This is a genomic window from Pararhodobacter sp. CCB-MM2, assembly GCF_001691415.1.
In the GTDB taxonomy this organism is placed as follows: domain Bacteria; phylum Pseudomonadota; class Alphaproteobacteria; order Rhodobacterales; family Rhodobacteraceae; genus Pararhodobacter.
Genome location: NZ_LRRR01000004.1, coordinates 180,458 through 199,567 on the forward strand (window position 1 = coordinate 180,458; position 19,110 = coordinate 199,567).

At 68.2% G+C, this 19,110-nt stretch carries 16 protein-coding genes; 4 read left to right on the top strand and 12 right to left on the bottom strand.

Annotated features, from left to right (window positions below; genetic code table 11):
- The 5 genes from BCY78_RS07070 to BCY78_RS07090 are packed head-to-tail and all read right to left on the bottom strand — an operon-like array spanning window position 1 to window position 4,910.
- Window positions 1–513, bottom strand: coding sequence for a TRAP transporter small permease (locus BCY78_RS07070; RefSeq protein ID WP_068299810.1), 513 nt, complete (start codon window positions 511–513; stop codon window positions 1–3).
- A 57-nt stretch (window positions 514–570) separates the two neighbouring features.
- On the bottom strand, window positions 571–1,581 hold the full coding sequence (gene dctP, locus BCY78_RS07075; protein ID WP_068299814.1) for a TRAP transporter substrate-binding protein DctP: 1,011 nt from the start codon (window positions 1,579–1,581) through the stop codon (window positions 571–573).
- Between the two features lie 33 nt (window positions 1,582–1,614).
- The gene (locus BCY78_RS07080) at window positions 1,615–2,754 is read right to left on the bottom strand and encodes a CaiB/BaiF CoA-transferase family protein (protein ID WP_068299960.1); all 1,140 of its coding nucleotides are present in this window, start codon (window positions 2,752–2,754) and stop codon (window positions 1,615–1,617) included.
- Window positions 2,755–2,802: 48 nt separating this feature from the next.
- Window positions 2,803–4,056, bottom strand: a complete 1,254-nt coding sequence (locus BCY78_RS07085) for a 2-hydroxyacyl-CoA dehydratase family protein (protein ID WP_068299817.1) — start codon at window positions 4,054–4,056, stop codon at window positions 2,803–2,805.
- Window positions 4,053–4,910, bottom strand: coding sequence for a hypothetical protein (locus BCY78_RS07090; protein WP_068299819.1), 858 nt, complete (start codon window positions 4,908–4,910; stop codon window positions 4,053–4,055). The genes BCY78_RS07085 and BCY78_RS07090 overlap by 4 nt, the downstream gene beginning before the upstream one ends.
- Window positions 4,911–5,011: 101 nt before the next feature.
- Here BCY78_RS07090 and BCY78_RS07095 point away from each other — a divergent pair, with 101 nt between their 5' ends.
- On the top strand, window positions 5,012–5,545 hold the full coding sequence (locus BCY78_RS07095) for a MarR family winged helix-turn-helix transcriptional regulator (protein ID WP_083194869.1): 534 nt from the start codon (window positions 5,012–5,014) through the stop codon (window positions 5,543–5,545).
- Window positions 5,546–5,573: 28 nt separating this feature from the next.
- Here BCY78_RS07095 and BCY78_RS07100 read toward each other — a convergent pair whose 3' ends face one another.
- From BCY78_RS07100 to BCY78_RS07110, 3 genes are read right to left on the bottom strand one after another with little or no spacing between them, the layout of a single operon-like run.
- The gene (locus BCY78_RS07100) at window positions 5,574–6,695 is read right to left on the bottom strand and encodes an ABC transporter permease (RefSeq protein ID WP_068299821.1); all 1,122 of its coding nucleotides are present in this window, start codon (window positions 6,693–6,695) and stop codon (window positions 5,574–5,576) included.
- Window positions 6,692–7,615, bottom strand: a complete 924-nt coding sequence (locus BCY78_RS07105; RefSeq protein WP_068299823.1) for an ABC transporter ATP-binding protein — start codon at window positions 7,613–7,615, stop codon at window positions 6,692–6,694. The genes BCY78_RS07100 and BCY78_RS07105 overlap by 4 nt, the downstream gene beginning before the upstream one ends.
- Complete coding sequence (locus BCY78_RS07110; protein WP_068299825.1) at window positions 7,612–8,571, bottom strand: HlyD family secretion protein; 960 nt, start codon at window positions 8,569–8,571, stop codon at window positions 7,612–7,614. Before BCY78_RS07110 ends, BCY78_RS07105 begins: the two co-directional genes overlap by 4 nt.
- A 178-nt stretch (window positions 8,572–8,749) precedes the next feature.
- On the opposite strand from BCY78_RS07110, the gene BCY78_RS07115 reads away from it, so the two are divergent.
- Complete coding sequence (locus BCY78_RS07115; RefSeq protein WP_158515908.1) at window positions 8,750–9,373, top strand: PAS domain-containing protein; 624 nt, start codon at window positions 8,750–8,752, stop codon at window positions 9,371–9,373.
- 24 nt (window positions 9,374–9,397) lie between these two features.
- Here BCY78_RS07115 and BCY78_RS07120 read toward each other — a convergent pair whose 3' ends face one another.
- The 4 genes from BCY78_RS07120 to BCY78_RS07135 form a co-directional block, all read right to left on the bottom strand.
- On the bottom strand, window positions 9,398–11,959 hold the full coding sequence (locus BCY78_RS07120) for an HWE histidine kinase domain-containing protein (protein WP_068299830.1): 2,562 nt from the start codon (window positions 11,957–11,959) through the stop codon (window positions 9,398–9,400).
- A complete protein-coding gene (locus BCY78_RS07125; protein ID WP_068299833.1) occupies window positions 11,959–12,582 on the bottom strand; it encodes a hypothetical protein in 624 nt (207 codons plus the stop codon). Before BCY78_RS07125 ends, BCY78_RS07120 begins: the two co-directional genes overlap by 1 nt.
- Window positions 12,583–12,731: 149 nt before the next feature.
- Window positions 12,732–15,161 carry a glycoside hydrolase family 3 C-terminal domain-containing protein gene (locus BCY78_RS07130; RefSeq protein WP_068299835.1) on the bottom strand — a complete coding sequence of 810 codons (2,430 nt, stop codon included), beginning with the start codon at window positions 15,159–15,161 and terminating at the stop codon, window positions 12,732–12,734.
- The gene (locus tag BCY78_RS07135; protein WP_068299836.1) at window positions 15,154–16,056 is read right to left on the bottom strand and encodes an aldose epimerase family protein; all 903 of its coding nucleotides are present in this window, start codon (window positions 16,054–16,056) and stop codon (window positions 15,154–15,156) included. The genes BCY78_RS07130 and BCY78_RS07135 overlap by 8 nt, the downstream gene beginning before the upstream one ends.
- 304 nt (window positions 16,057–16,360) lie before the next feature.
- Between BCY78_RS07135 and BCY78_RS07140 the strand changes: the two genes are divergently transcribed.
- Together BCY78_RS07140 and BCY78_RS07145 are read left to right on the top strand one after the other, a co-directional pair.
- Window positions 16,361–18,022, top strand: a complete 1,662-nt coding sequence (locus BCY78_RS07140) for an amidohydrolase (RefSeq protein ID WP_068299837.1) — start codon at window positions 16,361–16,363, stop codon at window positions 18,020–18,022.
- Window positions 18,019–19,107 (top strand): ABC transporter ATP-binding protein, encoded by a 1,089-nt coding sequence (locus tag BCY78_RS07145; protein ID WP_068299839.1) that lies wholly within the window; start codon window positions 18,019–18,021, stop codon window positions 19,105–19,107. Before BCY78_RS07140 ends, BCY78_RS07145 begins: the two co-directional genes overlap by 4 nt.
- Window positions 19,108–19,110 lie beyond the last annotated feature (3 nt).

Here is a 19,110-nt window from a genome sequence, read left to right on the forward strand (position 1 = left end):
TTACTCGACCTTTCCGGGGATTTCTGGCGCGGTGGTGATGCCTCGGCCCTTGATCGCCAGCAGCAGCATCTTGGCCACCATCAGGCCCATGCCGACGGGCAGGGCGAGGAACAGGAACCAAGCCTGCGGCGTGCGCAGCGACGATCCCGAGCGGTCGTCGAGCATCTTCGAGAATTCAAAGGCTTCCCAGCCATACCACGCCATGGTGGCGCAGAAGGCCAGGGTCAGCACGAAGGTGAAGATCGCCGCGGCCTTCTGCCAGCGGGCGGGCAGGGCGCCGGTGACGATCTCGGTGTTGATATGACGCCCCTCGGCCGCCAGAACGGAGCCGGCGATGATGCTGGCCCAGACGATGAAATAGAGCGCGACCTCGTCGGCCCAGTCGACGGCATGCTGTGGTGCCAGCACCCGCACCGCCGCGCCGCCCATGAAGGTGAACAACGCACAGAGCACCAGCAGGCCGATCAGCACGGTCTCCAGACGGGACCATGCTTTGAGGAGAGTATCGATCACGGGCGAGACCCCTTCAATCAGAGGGGGCGGGGCCGGGACGGGCCCCGCCGGTCTGGCTCAGTCAGCGTGCAGGGCGGCAGCGACGCGGCCGACATACTCGGCATTCATGCCGGACGAGGCGACGATCTCGTCCTGCACGCCCATCATCCGCTCGCGCATCGCGGCGACGGTCTCCTCGGAGGGATCGGCATAAACCACGCCATTCGCTTCATTGGTCGCGCGGGCGGCGTCCAGCTCCTCGGCGGCGTGATCGCGCGCCCAGCCGACGACCTGACCCCAGGCGTCGTTGATGACCTGCTGCTGCTCTTCGCTCATGCCGCTCATCGAGCGAGCCGAGACGAGCGGGATATACACCCCCCAGCCGGCATTGTCGTTGAAGGCATGCTGGATGCCCGCCTCCCAAAGCCGCCCGCCCGAGATGGTGAGGTCGGTGACCGAGCCCAGGCCGGCGATCTGGCCCTGCGTCAGTTGCAGGACGATCTCGGTGCGGGGCGTGGCGACGCCGTTGATGCCCATCGCGCCCATGATGGCGACAACGACGGGGCTCGGTGGGGTGGCGACAGTGCGGCCTTCGAGTGCTTCGTAGCTGTCGGCGGGTTCCACGGTGAAAGCGGTCTGGTTCGGCGCGAATTCGAAATGCCCGCCGGTCGGCACCATGATGCCGCGGTTGGCCAACATGCCCCAGAGCTCGGTGCCCAGATCGCTGTCGAGGATCCCGCGCACATCGTCACGCGAGGCGCCGAAGAACATCGGCAGGGTGATGACGCTGAGGTTCGGCTCAAGCCGGCTCAGGGTCGGCGAGGCCTGGATCGACATGTCCAAGGCGCCCGAGGCCAGCGCCCTGATCGCATCGGCCGAGTTGTAGAGCTGGCCCGCCGGGAAGACCTCGACGTTGATCTCGCCGTTGGACAGGGTGTGAATCGCCTCGGCCCAGCGTTCGGCGGCCTGGTTGCGGACATGGCCCGGCGGGGTTTCCACCGAGAGCCGCAGGTCCAGCGCCAGTGCGCCCGAGGCGAAGGTGAGAGCCGTGGCCAAAGCCGCGCTCAGGGTCAGTGCCTTTGTCATCATGTCGAATCCTCCTCCCGATGGATTGCGATGGTGTCAGTCGGTCGTGACGGGGCCCGCGCCCAATCTCGGCGCCGGGCGGTCGGTCCCCGGCCCGCCGTGGCGGAACCGGAAACCGGCATTCAGGATGCGCTGCGGGCCATGGGCGCCGGGCAGCGTCAGGAACAGATCGCGGTCCTCAAGATGCGGCATCGCCAGCGCGTCGCCCACCCCCTGCACCCGCGCGGCCGGCACGCCGAGGCGGCGGAATTCGGCCTCCCAGTCGGCGGCGGGGCGGGCGGAGAGGGCGCGAGCGATCTCGGCCGCCATGGCATCGGCATTCGCCGCGCGGGCGGCCCGGTCGGCGAAGCGCGGGTCGGCCAGCAGGTCGGAGAGGCCGAGGATGCCGAGGGTCTTCGCCACATGCCCGTCCTCGACCGCGCCGATCGTGATCTCGGTCCCTTCGGCGCAGGCAAACGTGTCCGAGGTCGGCGCGCGCGAGAAGCCGCGGTTGCCGGTTCTCACTGGCGCCTCACCGGTCATCAGCATCGGGTTCACCACCGACAGCATCATCACCAGCGCCGCATCCAGCATGGCGACGTCGATCTCCTGACCCTCGGCCAACCCCCGTTCGCGCTGCAGCAGCGCGGTCTGGATGGCGAAGGCGGCCAGAAGGCCGGTGAAGGTGTCGACCAGCGGAAAGCCGATGCGTTGGGCGGGATCGCCCGGCAGGCCCGAGAGCAACATCAGGCCCGAGAGGCTCTGGATGATCTGGTCCATCGCCGCGACATCCGCGAGCGGCCCGACCTGCCCGAAACCCGAGATCGCACACCAGACGAGGTGCGGATATTTCGCCCGCATCGCCTCGGCCCCCAGACCCAGACGGGCCATGACGCCGGGGCGGAAATTCTCGACCACCACATCCGAGGCGGCAATGATCGCCTCGGCCTCGGCGCGGCCTTCCTCGGTCTTCAGATCCAGCACCACCGAGCCCTTGCCCGCGTTGATGCCGGCGAAAGCCGGGGCCATGCCGCGCTGGGCGGGATCGAGGGTGTAGTTACGCAGGTTGTCGCCGCGCGCGGGCTCGATCTTCAGCACCTCGGCGCCGTTGAGCGCAAGGAAATGCGTGGCCAGCGGGCCCGCCACGACATGGCTGAAATCGGCGACCTTGATCCCCGTCAATGCCCTTTGGGTCATCGACATCCTCCCCTTATGGTTCATAGAGTGAACTATTTGCTGAGTCTGTCAACGTTCTTTTCTCACCTTGTCGATGCCGGCCTGCACGCGGGCGCGGGCCTCGGGGCCGTTCCAGGCGCGTTCGTCCACCATGTCGGCGTCAATCGTCACGACGGTGATCCCGGCCTGTTCCAACGCATGGGCGATGAAGCGCGTGCCATAGCCCGAGGGCCGGTCGGCCGAGGGCACGATGATCACCGCGAGGTCGATGCGGCTGCGCAAAGCCTCCTTCACATGCCAGGCCCCGGCCCAGGGCGCCTGATGCAGGTGCTCGTTCATGTCGGTGACGCGGGCGGCCAAGGCGCGGACCGGGTCGCCGTGGATGGCGCGCAGATAGCCGTCGGCGGCGAAGGGCAGGTACATCGACCATGCAAAGACCGCGCCCTGATCCTCGAACGAGGCGTAGAAGCTGGTGTCGAACCACAGGCCGGCGCCGATCCACATCATGCGGATCTGTTCGTCCCCGCAGACGGCGGCCCCCTCGCGCACCCGCTCGGCCACCGCATCGCGGAAGCGTTTGGCATGGGATAGCGCCCAATCGCTGCCCCGGTGCCACTGCGGGATCATCACGTTGGGGATCATTTCCGAGATGCGGATCGGCAGGCGCGGGGCCTCGGCGATCAGGCCCGCGGCTTCCTCGAACAGGCGCTCCTGCGCGTCGATATTCGCCATGAGGCGGTCCAGCGCGCCTTCCTCTGTGCGGCGGCCCGCTATGTCCTCGGCCATCGCAGTCAATTCGAGGATCTCGGCGCTCATCAGGTCCAGCCGGTCTCGGCCCACCTCGCCCTCCCAGTCTTCGCGCAGGGGCGTCCACCAATCGGGCGAGGGTGCGGAATGGCCCGGCGCGGTGAGGATCTTCAACGGTGCGCCGGTCAGTCGCGCCCATTCCGCGAAAATCAGCGGGTGGTCATCGGCCGAAGCGCGGGCGCAGAGCAGGCCGGGCGCGGGCAACCCGCCCCAAGGCTGGACCTCGGGCCGGCCGTCCATCGCGGCGAACAGCGGCAGGGCCGAGTATTTGGCGAGGTTGCGGTGGAAGCCCGCGGCCTCGGAGGCGTCGAGGTGGTGCGTGCTCAGCTTCTTCGCCGCGATGACCGAGGACCACCATTGGTTCACCACGACCGGCATTCCGAGCGCGTGGAACACCTCCAACGGCGTGTCGGCATTGGCGAAGGCATAAGGCTCGCCGGCCTTCAGTCGTGCGCGGAGCGATTGCGCCCAGTCGCGCTGATAGGCGGTGGCTTCTAGGGTGCAGGGCAGGGTCATCGCAGGTCTCCCGCCAGGTCGGAGGGTTGCGGCCAGGCGGGCAGGAAGCCGAGGTCGGTGAAGCGGATCCCCAGCGCCTCGCAGAGCCGCGCCACGCCGGGGCGGCGCCAGCCGTGCAGGTCGTCATGGGGATCGACCTGCCAAACCAGATGCTCAATGCGCCTTTCGCGCAGCAGGGTCTCAAGATCGCCTTCGGGCGCGTCGATGCCGGTCAGGTCCAACACCAGCGCTCCCTGACGGTCGAGCCACTCTTGCAGCACTGCATTCCCCAAGGGCGCACCCGCCAAGGCCAGACGCGGGCCGTTGGTCGGGCCGCCCTGCGCGGTATCGACCGCGTGTCCCGAGGCACGCGCGTCCAGCCTGCGCCTTTGCGCCTCGGCGCCCGAGATCTGGCCCTCGGATTGCAGCTGCTCCAGCGCCGCGAGGGGGCCGAACCGATCAAGCACGGCGCCGCGGGGCAGGCCGGTCAAAGCCTCCTTCAGCCGCGCAACCTGCGCCGCATCGAAGGTCCGAGCAGCCTCGCTGTCCCCGCGTGCGGTGTTCCACAAGAGCAGCGGCGGCCCGTCCGGCAGCAGGCCCAAGCGCCGCAGTTCCTGCGCATAGCGATAGGCATGCAGCGCGCCCGGCCCTTGTCGCCAGATCACCACGGCGGCGACATTGGGCAGGCCACGTTCCAACGCAAACAGGAAGGACCGCACGAAAGGATCGAGGAACGGCTCCAACATCGGCGCGATGCGGCTCGCCTCGGGTTCCGGCGTGAAGACCCGCGTCAGGTCGCGAACCGCGAGCCCGGCCAGCAGCGGATGATCCAGCGGCACGCCATGCCCGAACAGCGCCAAGACCTGCTCACCCATCCTGCCCCTCCCAAGACAACTGGTTCACTCTATCAACTAAATCCACCGCCATTGCAACAGCACATCTTGCGCGTCTCGCGGCGCGGGGGCAGGGTGGCGGCATGAGCGAGGAGACGCCCCCGACCGGCCCCGACAACCGCGCCTTCCGATTCAAATCGGGAGCGGTGATCCGGGCTGGCTGGCTGTCGCAGGACCTGCCGTTCCTCTCGCGCTCCTTGCGCTATCTGATCCGCGGGCAGGGCGACGAGCTGCGCCATGACCACGATCTGGAAAGCGGCGATATCGGCGTCTTGGCGGTGGTGGCCTCAAACCCCGGGGTCACGCAGAACGACCTCGCGGCCTCGCTGGTGCTGAAGAAATCCGCCGTCACGCGCGTCGTGCAGCGGCTGGAGAAGCGCGGCTTTCTGACCCGCCGCCGCAGCCCGCAGGACCGGCGCGCGAATCTGCTGACGCTGACCGAAACGGGCGAGGCGGTCTCGGCCCGGCTGCGCGCGGCGACGCAGGCCAAGCATGACAAATGGTTCGAGACAATCGCACCGGAAGAACGCGCGGTGTTCTTCGACGTGCTGTTCCGCCTCGTCGACCATCTGGCCGAGACCCATTCCGGCGATCTGCCCGAGAGCGACGACGACTGAGTTTCACTCTGCCGGAAATACTCACCTTCTAATCCAGCGTCCGCCGGAAGCGCAGCAACGCCCCCAGCGCGAAGACCAGAACGAAGATGCCCAAGGCGGCGAGCGAATCCGAGACCTCGGCCGCCGTCGCGCCCTTCAGCATCACCGACCGGATCAGCCGCAGGAAATGCGTGAGCGGGAAGATCTCGCCCAGCATCTGCGCCCAGTCCGGCATGCCGCGATAGGGGAACATGAAGCCCGAGAGCAGCAGCGACGGCAGGAAGAAGAAGAAGGTCACCTGCATCGCCTGCATCTGCGTGCGCGAGATGGTCGAGATCAAGTAGCCGAGGATCACCAGCGCCAGCACGAAGATGAACACGCCGCCGAGGATCAGGCCCAGAGAGCCGACGAAAGGCACGCCGAACATCGCCTTCGCCGCGACCAGCACCACCGTCACCTGCACCGCGCCGACGGCGAGGTAAGGCATGACCTTGCCTAGCATGATCTCCAGAGGTGTCGCGGGCATCGACAGCAGGTTTTCCATCGTCCCGCGCTCGGTCTCGCGGGTCAGGGCCATGGCGGTCATCATCACCATCGTCAGCTGCAGGATCACCCCCAGCAGGGCGGGCACGATGTTGTATTGCGTGATGCCCTCGGGGTTGTAGCGGCGGTGTACGACGATTTCGACGGGGGCCTGCGGGGCCTGCGTCCCGGCTTCGCGCGCAAGGGCCGAGGCGGCGACGGTCGAGAGGGTGGAAATCGCGCCAGAGGCGACCGAAGGGTCGGTGGCATCGGCCTCGATCAACAGCTGCGCTTGGTCGCCGCGCTCGATCCGGCGGCCGAAATCCGAGGGAACGGTGACGACGAAGCTGACATCGCCGCGCGCGATCATCACCTCGGCCTCGCCCGCCGTCGCATCGGGGGCGATGAAGCGGTAATAGCCGGTGAGTTCCAAGGCCGAGACCATGGCGCGGGTGAAGCGGTCCTGCGTGGGGGCGACCAGTGCGGCGGGCAGGCCCTTGGGGTCGGTGTTGATGGCAAAACCGAACAGCACCAGCTGCAGCAGCGGCACGGCCAGCATCATGGCGAAGGTCAGTCGGTCGCGCCGCATCTGGATCGATTCCTTCAGCAGCAGGGCCTTCAGCCGCCCAAGGGAAAACCCGCCCCTCATGCCATATTGTCCGTGCTGGCGCCCATCAGCTGGATGAACACATCCTCGAGCGAGGTCTCGGCGGGTTCGGCGCGGCAATCGGTCTCCTCGGCCACCCTGGCGACCGTCGCGTTCAGCGCCGCGCCGTCCTTGCCGACCACGTGCAGCGTCGCGCCGAAAGGGGCGACCTGATCGACGCCCGGCGCCCCGCGCAGGCGTTTCGCCGCCTCGCCGCCGCCGGGGCCGGTCAGCACCATCGTCGTCAGCCCCGCATCACGCACCACCTCGGCCACAGTGCCCTGCGCGATCAGATGGCCGTAGCTGATATAGGCGATGCGGTGGCAGCGCTCGGCCTCGTCCATGTAATGCGTGGACACCAGCACCGTGAGGCCGCCATGCGCCAGCCGGTGGATCTCGTCCCAGAATTCGCGCCGCGCCTTGGGGTCGACGCCGGCCGTGGGCTCGTCGAGCATCAGGAGGTCCGGCTTGTGCATGACGCAGGCCGCCAGCGCCAACCGCTGCTTCCAGCCGCCCGAGAGTGACCCCGCCAGCTGCCCCTTGCGCGAGGTGAGCCCAAGGTCCTCCAGCGTCTCGGCCACGACCTTGCGGATCGGCTTCATGCCATAGAGACCGGCGACGAAGCGCAGGTTCTCCTCGATCGTCAGATCCTCGTAGAACGAGAATTTCTGCGTCATGTAGCCGACGCGCCGCTTGATCGCCCCGCGCTCGCGCCGGATGTCGAGGCCCAGCACGCGGCCCTCGCCCTCGTCGGGCTCCAGAAGGCCGCACATCATGCGGATCGTCGTCGTCTTGCCCGAGCCGTTGGGGCCGAGGAAGCCCATGATCTCGCCCTTCGCGACCTCCAGCGTGACCTTGTCGACCACCTTCCGCTCGCCAAAGCGTTTGGTCAGATCGGTGACCGAGATCGCGGCTTCGCTCATTCGGTGCCGTCCGGCAGGGCCACATCGACGATCTGGCCGGGGTGCAGATGGCTACCATCGGGGCCGGGCAGGGGCGCGGCCTCGATCAGATAGACCAGCGTCTGGCGGTTCTGCAGCGAATAGATGACGGGCGGGGTGAACTCGGGCTCATCCGAGATATAGGTGATCCGCGCCTGCAGGCCGGGGGCGCAGCCGTCGCAATTGACGCTGAGCGCATCGCCGACCGAAATGGCGGCGACGCTGCTTTCCGGCACATAGAGCCGCAGCTTCACCGCATCCTCGCCCAGAACCGAGAGGACGGGGGCCGAGGGGCCAGCGATCTCGCCGGGCTGGCGGATTACGTCGACCACGGTGACCGGATGGGGCAGCGAGAGGACCCGCTGGTCGAGCTGCCATTGCGCCCGCTCCTGCGCGGCCTCGGCGGCTTGGACGGCGGCTTCGGCCCCGACGATGGCCTGCGGGCGGGCGGGCAGGCGGGCGACCGCGAGCTGCGCCTCGATCTGCGCGACGGCGGCTTCGGCCACGCGCACGGCGGTCTCGGCATCGTCCAGTTGCGCGTCCGGCACGACGCCGCGCTCGGCCAAACCGCGCACCCGGTCGCGCTGGTGCTGCGCCTCGTCGCGCTGGGCCTCGGCCGAGACGAGATTGGCCTCGATCACCCGGATTTCCTCAGGGCGCGCGCCTTCGGTCAGGTTCTCCAGCGCGGCGCGGGCCTGTGCCACGGCGGCTTGTGCCTCGGCCAGGGCGATCTCGGCGTCGCGGGTCTCCATCCGGGCCAGCACGGCGCCCGCTTCGACCCGGTCCCCGCGCGCGACCTCAAGGGCTGCAATCTGCGCGGATTGGACGGGGGCGACGAGGGTGTAGATTCCCTCGACATAGCCGGTAGCAAAGGGGGCGGGCGGCGCGCAGAGGGCGAACAGCGAGGCCGCAAGCGGCAGGGAACATAGGAAGCTCATGAGCGCGCCTTTCGTCTGTGCCGATCCTGCGCCAAGGGCGATGCCGGGGCAAGAGCGCGGACGCGCGGCATGTCGCTGCAGGGAAACAAGCTTTGCCGATCGCTGCAATAAATGCTTCCGTTTGGAATGTTCTGGGGCGTATAAAATCGCCGAAAATTTCGATCAGGCGGAGGACATCGTGATTCTCGCTCAGGAAACGCTGGGGGCATCGGCCCTGTCGACGGTCGTTGGATATCTGGCGCAGCGGACCAATGTCTGCGCCAAGGTCATCGACCGCGAGGGGCGGGTCGTCGCCGTCAACCGCCGCGGTCTGGAATTGCTCGAGGCCGAGGCCGATGATGTCTGCGGCGAGGTCTGGGCGCAGTTCTGGACGGGCGACGAGCAGGCCACAGCCGCGGGTGCGGTCGAATGCGCCTTCGCGGGTAAACCGAACGAATTCGTGGGCACCTTCCGCAGCAACGGTCGCCTCAGCGCGTGGGAGGTTGAGTGCCTGCCGTTGGAATGGGAGAAGGGTGCGGTGTCGAAGGTGTTGGTCCTGTCGTCCCGCATGGCCGAACCGATCGAAGCGACCGAAGCCGCGTTGGCCACCCATCCGCAGGCCGAACTTCTGGCCAAGCTCAGCGAGACGCTGCACGCGATGACCAATGTCTCGACGGTTTCGACCAGCGGCGCCAACCTGTTGCGCCGGGGCGTCGACGGGGACCGGGCGAAGATCCTTGCCGATGCGCTGGAAGATGCGGGACGCCGGGCCTCGGCCGCGATCCAGGAGCTGGGTGAGCTGCTGAACCGCCGGCCGAGCTGAACTCAGCCAGCGGCCCCGCAACCGTCAGGGTTTCAGCAGCTTTGCCAAGCCCTTGGACAGGGTTTCGATGGTGAAGGGCTTCTGGATCACCGGGGCCGAAGGGAAGCGCGACAGCTGATCCCCCTCACCGGCATAGCCCGAGGCCAGCACGAAGGGCACGCCCTGCGCCGCCAGAACCTGCGCCACCGGCAGGCTGGTCTCCGCCCCGAGGTTCACGTCCAGCACCGCCAGTTTCAACGGATGCGATTCCGCGATCCGCAGCGCCTCGGCCACCGAGCCTGCGACATGCACCTTGTCGGCGCCGAGCGTCTCCAGGATGTCGGCGGCGTCCATGGCGATGATCATGTTGTCCTCGACCACCAAGGCCGTGCCCGACAGGCTGGGCGCGGGCGCCGCCAGCTGCACGCCTGCGGGTTCGGGCGCCGGCTCGTCCGGGGCGAGGGTGATGAACCGCTCGGGCAGGGCGAAGTCCGCGACAAGGCCGGTGACGGCGAAGCGGATGTCGGCGGTGCCCTTCAGCTCGAACGGCACCGATTTCTCGATGATCGTGGTGCCGAAGCCCCGACGCTCGGGCGCGCGGACCGGCGGGCCGCCGGCCTCTGCCCAGCGCAGCCGGGTGATGCCGTCGGGGCGATGATCGATGGTCACCTCAACCCGGCCGGCAGGCACCGAGAGCGCGCCATATTTAACCGAGTTCGTCACCAGTTCGTGGAACACCAGCGCCATGGTCGAGAAGGCCTCAGGCGCCAGAAGGATGCGCGGGCCTTCGATGCTGACGCGGTGGCTTTCGCCGGCGATATAGGCGTCCAACTCCTTGTTCAGCAGCGCCCGGAACGGCACTGGCGACCATTCGGTCGAGGTCAGCTGATCATGCGCCTGTGCCAGCGCGTGGATGCGGCCATCGACGGCGGCGGTGAAATCCTCGATCGAGTTGGCCGAGCGTTTCGACTGCCCAACCAGCGAGCGGATCAGGCCCAGCACGTTGCGCACGCGGTGGTTCAGCTCGGCGATCAACAGCTCTTGCTGGTCCTGCGCACGCTTGCGCTCGGCATTCACCTCGTCCGAGAGCTTCAGCACGACTTCCAGCAGGGTCACGCGGATCGCCTCGGCGGCGCGCAGGGCGGTGGCCGACCATTGCTCGGACCGAGCGCCGACATCTTCCTTCCAGATCTCGAAGCTCTTGCGCGGGGTGAGGCGCGCGCCGTGCTGGCCCACTTCGACGGGTTTGTTGGGATTGCCGGCCCAGTTGACCTGCCGCACGACCTCGGTGCGGAACAGCACGATGTAGTCCCGCGGCGTGCGCGAGATCGGGATGGCGAGAATCCCCGCACAGGTCTCAGTCGCGTCGGCCATCGACGGCAGGCGCAGCGAGAGATGGTCGGTCGCATAGACCCGGCTGGCCGCGGCGGTGTTGAGGAACCGCGCGATGGTCTGGAACTGCGCCTTGGTCGGCGCAGCCCCGCGGGTGCTGTATTCGCCGTCCGAATACAGCGCGATGCCGTCATGCGGCACGACCTTGCCGATTTCCTCGGCGATGGTGGGGAAGACGGTGTCCAGCGACTCGCCCGAGGACAGGCGCACCATCAGGCGGTCATGCAGGCGCTGGGCGCGGCCGGCGGCGTCCGAGGTTTCCTTGGCCTCCTGCCGTTCGATCTCGTAGGCGAAGAACTGGGCCAGAAGCTCGATGGCGGTGCGGCGCTCGTAGTCGATGTACAACGGCGCGCGGTGGTGGCAGGCGAACAGGCCCCACAGCTCGCCCCGGTGCATGATCGACACCGACATCGACGCCCGGACCTTCATGTTGCGCAGGTATTCAAGGTGAATGGGCGAGACCGCGCGGGTCACGGCCATCGACAGATCCAGCGGCGTGCCCTCGGGACTGACCTGCGGCTGGATCGGCGAGACGTGGTCATCCACATCCTTGATCAGCCGCAAGAGGCTGCGCTTGTACAGCTCGCGCGCCTGACGGGGGATGTCCGAGGCGGGGAAATGCATCCCCATGTAGGTCTCGGTATCCTCGGCGTCCTTGGCTTCGGCGATGACGGTGCCGTCGCCTTCCGGGCCGAAGCGGTAGACCATCACCCGGTCGAAGCCGGTGAGCGCGCGCAATTGTTCGGCCGCGGCATGGGCCGAGGTCAAGGTATCGCGCTGGATCGAAACCCGGCGCAGCATCGGCTGGATCAGCGCCAGCTCGTCATGGCCATTGCCGCGCAGCTTGGGTTCGAATTCGAAGACGAAGCTGTGGCCGGATTGGTGGCTGGAGAGGTCGAACAACCGTCCATCGCCGAACAGGTCATAGCCAAAGGCGCGCACGACGCTGTTCTCGTGCGAGGCAGTGCCGATCGCGTCGCGCAGCCGGTGCATCGCGGCGCGGGGCAGGAACAGCGACAGCGGCTGGCCGATCATCTCGGCCGCGGGCAGGCCCAGCAGTTTGTCAGCATTCTCGGACACATGCTGGACGATCCAGTCGGCCGAGATGGCGATCAGAGTGCCGAAGCTTTGGACATTGCCCAAAAGGTGGATCGGCTCGCGGTCGCAATTGGTCAGATCAACGGGGACGTCGGTCGGGATAAAGGCGTCGGCCATCAGGAGGCTGCCTGCACCGGCAGCGCGGCCTCAGTCTCGGCCTCGGTGGGGAAGGGCTGGCCCAGCACCTCGTCTGCGGCAGCGAGGAACACCGAGAAAGCGTCACGCGCATCGCGCAGGATGCTGTGGGCCTGCGCCTCGTCGGGGTCGATACTCCGCATGCGTTCACAGAAGGCGCGCCAGGCGGCCATATCGGGCTCAAGGCCGAAGGGGCCGGTCTGTTGATCCTCGGGCAGGGCGCGCCGCATCATCGCGTTGCCCATCTGCGCGCCCAAGGTGACATAGGCCACGGCATCGGGGTGCAGGCAGGCGACGGGCGTGGGGTTGCACAGCTCGGGCTCGACGCCGCATTCGGCCTCCAGCACGTCGATCTGCCGGTGCAGGACGGCGCTGCCTTCGGCGGCGTCACCGGCACAGGCGGCGCGCAGGCTGCGGAAGCCCAGCAGCTGGATGCGGCAGAACTCGGCGCGGCGTTCCGGTTTGAGGAGGTTCAGGGCCGAGAGGCGGGCGTCGAGGGCTTGGTGTCTCTCGTCGGTGCTGTGCTTGAGGGCGTCACGCAGGGTGGTGGGCCGGGGGCGCGGAGCGTTCCGCGGCGCGGCGAGGTCTTCTTGCTTGTCCAGCACGTCGTTCGCAATCCTGTTGTCGTCTTGGCGTCATCGACGAGGCGGGGCCAAGGCGAGCGCATTGCGAGGGAAACGCCGGGTGCGGCGGAAAGTTCCGTTGAGCGGACGATATTTTCGCGCTGGGCAAGGTCCCGTCTGTTCCGTTGCTTTCAAGGCGCATCGGCGGTCCAGAAGGCGGCGCTTCGGGTGATGAGCCCCGTGACGGACAGATCCACGACCGAGAAACCGACCTCCGCCCGATACGCCCCGGCGTCGATGCGCCAGCCGCCGGCGCCCGCATCCCATCGCGCGAAGGCACGGGGAGGGAGGGGAAGGGTCAGGCGCGTCTCGGCCCCGGCGGCGAGGGCGACACGCTCGAAGGCCTGCAGCTGCCGTACCGGGCGCGACGGGTCCGGGTGGCCTAGGTACAGTTGCACTACCGTCGCGCCGTCCCGCTCCGAGAGATTGCGCAGGGTGACCGCCACCCGGTCCGGCCCGATGTCGGCGTCCGCCAGTTGGAACCGTGCGTAGCTCAGCCCGTGGCCGAAGGGGAACAGCGGCGCGATGCCGCTGCGGTCATGGTGGCGATAGCCGGTGAACAGCCCCTCGGTATAGGTCACCGCGCCGTCGACGCCGGGATAGGCCTGCGGGTCATGGCCGACGATGCTGTCGGCCAGCGTGACCGGGAAGGTCTGGGGCAGGCGGCCGCCGGGCTCGGCCGCGCCGAACAGCACGTCGGCGATGGCATGGCCGGCCTCCTGTCCCGGATACCACGCCTGCAGCACGGCGGGGGCGGCCGCGATCCATGGCATCGCCACCGGTCCGCCGGTTTGCAGCACGACGACGGTGTTGGGGTTCGCAGCCAGAACAGCGGCGATCAAGGCGTCCTGCGCGCCGGGCAGCGTGATGTCGGTCAGATCGGAGCCTTCGGTATCCCACTCGCCCGAGCGTCCGGCAAAGACCAGCGCGACATCGGCATCTGCGGCCCGTCGCGCCGCCTCGGCGATGGCGTCAGCGCCCAACACGGGGCCAAGACCGAAGCGAAACGCCGTGTGCTGCAGGTTGTCGCCGGTGCGGGCGGTCAGCTCCAGCGTCAGGTCGAGGTCTTGGCCAGTGGCGAGGTCCAGCTCGACCGTCACCTCGTCGCAGCCTTCCTCGAAGAAGGTACGGCCCTTGGTCCAGCCCTCGCGAAGGTCGATCACCGTCGCGCCATTGAGGATCAGCCGCGCCGGGCCGGTCGTGTGCAAGCCCAGCCGGTAGCGGCCAGTCGTCATCACGCGGTGCCGGCCCCGGATGCGGGCCGAGAAATCGGTGGGGGAGACCGCGCCGTCCGCCACGGGTTCGGTCCAGAAGGCGGTCGATTGATCGAGCGTCTGGCGCGCGACGACCGGGCCCTGAAGCTCGGGGCCTGCGTGGAAGTCGACGTGGAAGGCGCCGTGCAGCAGCGGCTCCCAGCGGTGGTTGGTGCAGCCGGGCGCGTGGCTCAGCACCTCCTCGCCCAGCCGGGCCACCAGCCCGTCCCAAGGGCTAACGCGGCGATGGGGGTTCAGCTGGGCCGAGCCGCCGCCCATGATCTGTGCGACCTTGGCATTGGGGCCGATCACCGCGATCCGCCCCGGCGCGGCCAGCGGCAAGAGCCCGCCGTTCTTCAACAACACCATGCCCGCCGCCCCGGCGCGACGGATCAGGGCGCGGTGTTCGGGCCGGTCCTCGGCGCGCTCCGCATGCGGGCGGGGGCCGTCCAGCACGCCGGTCCGGGCCATCAGCCGCAGGACGGCCAGCGCCCGATCGCGGATAAGTGCGGCCGGGATCGCCCCGGCCTCGACCGCCGTGACCAAGGCGGCGCCCCGGTCGCGCGAGGGGCCGGGCATTTCGATATCCAGCCCCGCCGCCAGCGTCGGCGCCATCGAGCGCGAGCCGAACCAATCCGAGATCACCGCCCCGTCAAAGCCCCAGTCCCCGCGCAGGACATCGCGCAGAAGCCTAGTGTTCTCAGCGCTATAGGTGCCGTTCAGCCGGTTGTACGAGGTCATCACCGCCCAGGCCCCGCCCTGACGCACGGCGGCCTCGAACGGGCGCAGATACATCTCGCGCAGGGTCTCTTCGTCGATGCGGGAATCGACCGTGGTGCGCTCGATCTCGGATTCGTTGCCGGCGAAATGCTTGGGCGTCGCGGCGATGCCCTTGGCCTGCAGCCCGCGGACATAGGCGACCGCCAGCGCGGCGGCGAGCTCAGGGTCCTCGCTATGGCATTCGAAATTGCGCCCGTTCAGCGGCGTGCGCTGCAGGTTGATCGTCGGCCCCAGCGCCACCTGCGCCCCTTTGGACCGCATCTCCTCGGCAATGGCGCCCGCCACGTCGGAGACAAGCGCGGGGTCCCAGCTGGCCCCCAGCGCAATCCCAACCGGGAACGCCGCCGCGCTGACCCCACCGACCAGAGAGCCCGAGCCGCGCGCGCCGTTGGGGCCGTCGCTCATCCGCAAGGCGCCGATGTTCAGGCGCGGGATCGCGGGCAGGGACCAGAAATCCGCCCCCGACAGCAGCGCGACCTGCTCGGCCAGCGTCAGACGATCGACGAGCGTCTCCGGCGTTTCAGCCATCGGTGATCTCGACGCTGAGCACCTGCCGGTAGGGGCGGTCGGGGCTGCACATCATGGTCGGAAACTCGACCCGGTTCACCGCATTCGGCAGGCCCGAGGGCTCAAGACAGAAGCCGTCGCGCGGCGCGAAGGGGGCGCCCAGCCCATGGCCGGAATACAGCTGCGCGCCGGGTTGGTCGCTCCACATCCGCAGGCGCAGACCGCCTTCGGCATGGAACTCGGCCACCGGCACTTCCGGGTCACGCGCGGGATCGAACAGCAGGAAATCATCGGCGTCGGCAGGCAGCGGGGCGGGGGTGCGCAGATCATAGGGCGCGGCGGGCAGGCGGGTGCCGGTCATGATGCCCGCGGCGTCGCGCTGCAGCCGTTCCGGGGCGTCGATGCGGCCCGTGATCTTGCCGCCGCCCAATCGGTAGTAATTGTGTTGCGCCAGCGAGATCGGCGTTTCGCGGTCCACCCGGGCCCGCATGTCCCAGGTCAGGCGATGGCCGGTCAGGGTCATCTCGACCTCGAAGTCCACGGAGCCGGGGAAGCCCATGGCCCCGTCCGGCGAGTGGTGGGACAGGAGCAGGCGGCGCGGGCCGTCCATATCGATCCGCCAATCGACGGCGTAGAGCCCGCCGGCGCCGCCATGCAGCTGGTTCGCGCCGTCATTGGCCTGCAGGATCACCGTCTGGTCGTTCTGCCGGTAGCGCGCACCGCCGATCCGGTTGGCGACCCGCCCGACAATGGCCCCGAGGAAGAAGGGATCGCGGCGATACGCCTCGGCCTCGGCATGGCCCAGAACGGCCGAGACCTCGGTGCCGCCGCTGGGCAGGCGCCAGTCCTGAACCCGGGCGCCATAGCCCAGAACCGACACGCGCACCGCGCCGTCTTCGAGAACTGCCTTGTCCATGCCTGCTCCTGCATCCGGGCGCGTCGTTACCGCTGACACTATGGCGTTTCGCCACGGAAAGGCCAGTGCTGTCGTGGCGGGGTGGTCAGTGGCGAGCAGGAATTGCATCGTGTTCCCAGTTGCTTAGATAGCCTTGCGCTTCGCCGCATGCGCTCAGGGGCAAGACCTGCCCATTTCCTGCGCGCAGGCTTGCTGGCCCTTGGGGCAGGGCTGGAAAAGCTGCTGGGGCTGGGAAGCCGTCGTTGCAATTTGATCAAATACTTGCTCAACTGAGTCGCAACCGGGGTGATGGGGAAGGGTAATCATGGGCCTTGCGACGCTGATCGTGACCAATGCGCGTGTCCTGACGATGGACGATGACAACCCCCGCGCCGAGGCCATCGCGCTGCAGGGCGAGCGGATTCTGGCGCTGGGCGATACCGCGACGATCCTGTCGCTGGCAGGCGGCGGGTGCCAGGTGATCGACGCGGGCGGGGCCACCGTGCTGCCGGGTTTCATCGAGAGCCACCTGCACCTTTTCATGGGCGGCAACGAGCTGGCGCATCTGCAACTCCTCGGCGTCGAAGGCCCCGAGGCGCTGACCGAGGCGCTGACCGCCTATGCCAGCGCCAACCCGGATGCGGTGATGCTGATGGGGCAGGGCTGCGATTACGCGATCTACGGTCGCTCGCTCACCCGTCACGACATCGACGCTATCGTCGCCGACCGTCCCGTGCTGTTCACCGCAGCCGATCACCACACCGCCTGGGCCAATACCAAGGCGCTGGAGATGGCGGGGATCCTGCAGGGGCGCAGCCTCGGCACCGGCAACGAGATCGTCATGGGCGAGGACGGCCTCGCGACGGGCGAGTTGCGGGAATTCGAGGCCTTCTCGCCGGTGCTGAAACTGACCGGGCAGGACCGCATCAATGCCGGGATCGCCACGGGCGAGGAACCGGTGCCGACGCCCTCGCATGACGACCTGATGGCGGATCTGGAGCCGATGGAGCGGGGGCTGCAGCATTGCGCGAAACAGGGCTTTACCTCGCTCGTGAACATGGACGGCAACCGCTACACGCTGCTGGTTCTCTCAGAGTTGCGGCGGCAAGGGCGGCTGACCGCGCGGGTCCGTGTGCCCTTCCACTACCGGCCCCATCGGCAGGTCGCGGATCTGGCCGGCGCGACATCGCTGTCCGACGAGTTCCGCGATGACTGGCTGTCATCGGGCTTCGTGAAGCTGTTCATGGACGGCGTTGTCGACAGCGAGACGGCGGCGATGATCCATGACTACCCGGACAGCCCCGGCTGGAAGGGCGACCCGCTGCACACGGCCGAGCGCTTCAACGAGATCGCCATCGAAGCCGACCGCCGGGGCCTGCAGATCGCCGTCCATGCCATCGGTGACGGGGCGGTTCGGCGGGTGCTTGATGGCTACGAGGCCGCGCAGGCGGCCAATGGCAAGCGCGATGCGCGCCACCGGATCGAGCATATCGAACTGATCGACCGCGCCGATGTACCGCGACTGGCTGCGCTGGGCGTCACCGCCTCGATCCAGCCGGTGCATGCGCCCGGCGCGATGGATTTCCCCGTCTTTCCAACGATGAACAAGCTGGCAAAGCACCGCTGGAAGGATGCCTATCTCTGCCGCGAACTGGCCGAGGCGGGCGCGCATCTGGCCTTCGCCTCGGACTGGCCGGTCGCCGATATCAACCCGTTCCGCGGCATTCAGGCCGCCATGACCCGCCCGACCTATGAGGGCGCGAACGACCAGTCGCTGGATCTGATGGCGGCGCTGAAGGGCTATACCATCGGTGGCGCCTATGCCGAGCATACGGAGGACCGCAAGGGCATGCTGAAACCCGGATACCTCGCCGATCTGGTGATCCTGTCGGGCGATATCGAGGCCACCGCGCCCGAGGAGATCGGCACCATGAGTGCCGCCAAGACCATCTGCGGCGGGCGCGTCGTCTGGGAGGGCGCGGCATGAGCGGCAACGAGATCGAGATTAGCGGCCTTGGCAAGGTCTTCGGGCAGGGGGCATCGGCCTTCCGGGCGCTGTCGGACATCAACCTGACCATCGGCACGGGCGAGTTCTTCACGCTGCTGGGCCCCTCGGGCTGCGGCAAGACCACGCTTCTGCGCACCATCGCCGGGTTCGAGGCGCCCTCTTCGGGCAGTCTGCGGATCAACGGCGAGGAGGTCGCGGCCAAGGGTCCGAATGCCCGTCCGGTGAACACCGTCTTCCAGAATTACGCGCTCTTCCCGCATATGAGCGTCGCGCAGAATATCGGCTTCGGGCTGAAGATGCTGGGCAAGCCGAAATCCGAGATCGACGCCACGGTGGCCGAGATGCTGCGCCTCGTGCGGATGGAGGCGATGAAGGACCGTAAACCGTCCGAGATCTCGGGCGGGCAGCAGCAGCGGGTGGCGCTGGCGCGGGCCTTGGCGCCCCGGCCTCGGGTGCTGCTGCTCGACGAGCCACTCAGCGCCCTGGATCTGAAGCTACGGAAGGAAATGCAGAGCGAACTCAAACGCTTGCAATCCGAGACCGGGATCACCTTCGTCTTCGTCACCCACGATCAGGAGGAGGCGCTGACGATGTCCGACCGGATCGCGGTGATGAGCGCGGGCCGCATCCTGCAACTGGGCACCCCGCATGAGATCTACCACGCCCCCGCCGACCGCTTCGTCGCGGATTTCATCGGCGATACCAACTTCCTGACGGTCCCGGTGGCAGCCTCGGACGGGCAGGCGGCAACCGTGACCCTGCCGGGCGGCACGCAAGCCGCCGCGCGTCTGCCCGAGGGGATGATCCCCGTGACCGGGCAGGAGGTCACCGCCGTCGTGCGCCCGGAACAGGCCACGCTGATGCCCGCCGGTCAGGGCGAGATGCAGGCGACGGTCGGCACCAGCACCTTCTTCGGCACTGACACCCATATCCATCTGACGCTGTCGGACGGGCAGGGCTTCATCCTGCGCCGCCAGAACGCCACCGACATGGCCTCGCCCGAGCCGGGTCAGACGGTCGGCATCGGCCTTGGCGCGGGCACGCTCCGCATCCTGAAGGACTGATCC

Bases quoted from the DNA above. Each gene is read 5' to 3' on its own strand.
- BCY78_RS07085 (WP_068299817.1), bottom strand. From the start codon at position 4,056: ATGACCCTGCCCTGCACCCTAGAAGCCACCGCCTATCAGCGCGACTGG.
- BCY78_RS07135 (WP_068299836.1), bottom strand. From the start codon at position 16,056: ATGGACAAGGCAGTTCTCGAAGACGGCGCGGTGCGCGTGTCGGTTCTG.
- BCY78_RS07130 (WP_068299835.1), bottom strand. From the start codon at position 15,161: ATGGCTGAAACGCCGGAGACGCTCGTCGATCGTCTGACGCTGGCCGAG.
- BCY78_RS07095 (WP_083194869.1), top strand. From the start codon at position 5,012: ATGAGCGAGGAGACGCCCCCGACCGGCCCCGACAACCGCGCCTTCCGA.
- BCY78_RS07120 (WP_068299830.1), bottom strand. From the start codon at position 11,959: ATGGCCGACGCCTTTATCCCGACCGACGTCCCCGTTGATCTGACCAAT.
- BCY78_RS07100 (WP_068299821.1), bottom strand. From the start codon at position 6,695: ATGAGGGGCGGGTTTTCCCTTGGGCGGCTGAAGGCCCTGCTGCTGAAG.
- BCY78_RS07080 (WP_068299960.1), bottom strand. From the start codon at position 2,754: ATGACCCAAAGGGCATTGACGGGGATCAAGGTCGCCGATTTCAGCCAT.
- BCY78_RS07145 (WP_068299839.1), top strand. From the start codon at position 18,019: ATGAGCGGCAACGAGATCGAGATTAGCGGCCTTGGCAAGGTCTTCGGG.
- BCY78_RS07090 (WP_068299819.1), bottom strand. From the start codon at position 4,910: ATGGGTGAGCAGGTCTTGGCGCTGTTCGGGCATGGCGTGCCGCTGGAT.
- dctP (WP_068299814.1), bottom strand. From the start codon at position 1,581: ATGATGACAAAGGCACTGACCCTGAGCGCGGCTTTGGCCACGGCTCTC.
- BCY78_RS07140 (WP_068299837.1), top strand. From the start codon at position 16,361: ATGGGCCTTGCGACGCTGATCGTGACCAATGCGCGTGTCCTGACGATG.
- BCY78_RS07105 (WP_068299823.1), bottom strand. From the start codon at position 7,615: ATGAGCGAAGCCGCGATCTCGGTCACCGATCTGACCAAACGCTTTGGC.
- BCY78_RS07110 (WP_068299825.1), bottom strand. From the start codon at position 8,571: ATGAGCTTCCTATGTTCCCTGCCGCTTGCGGCCTCGCTGTTCGCCCTC.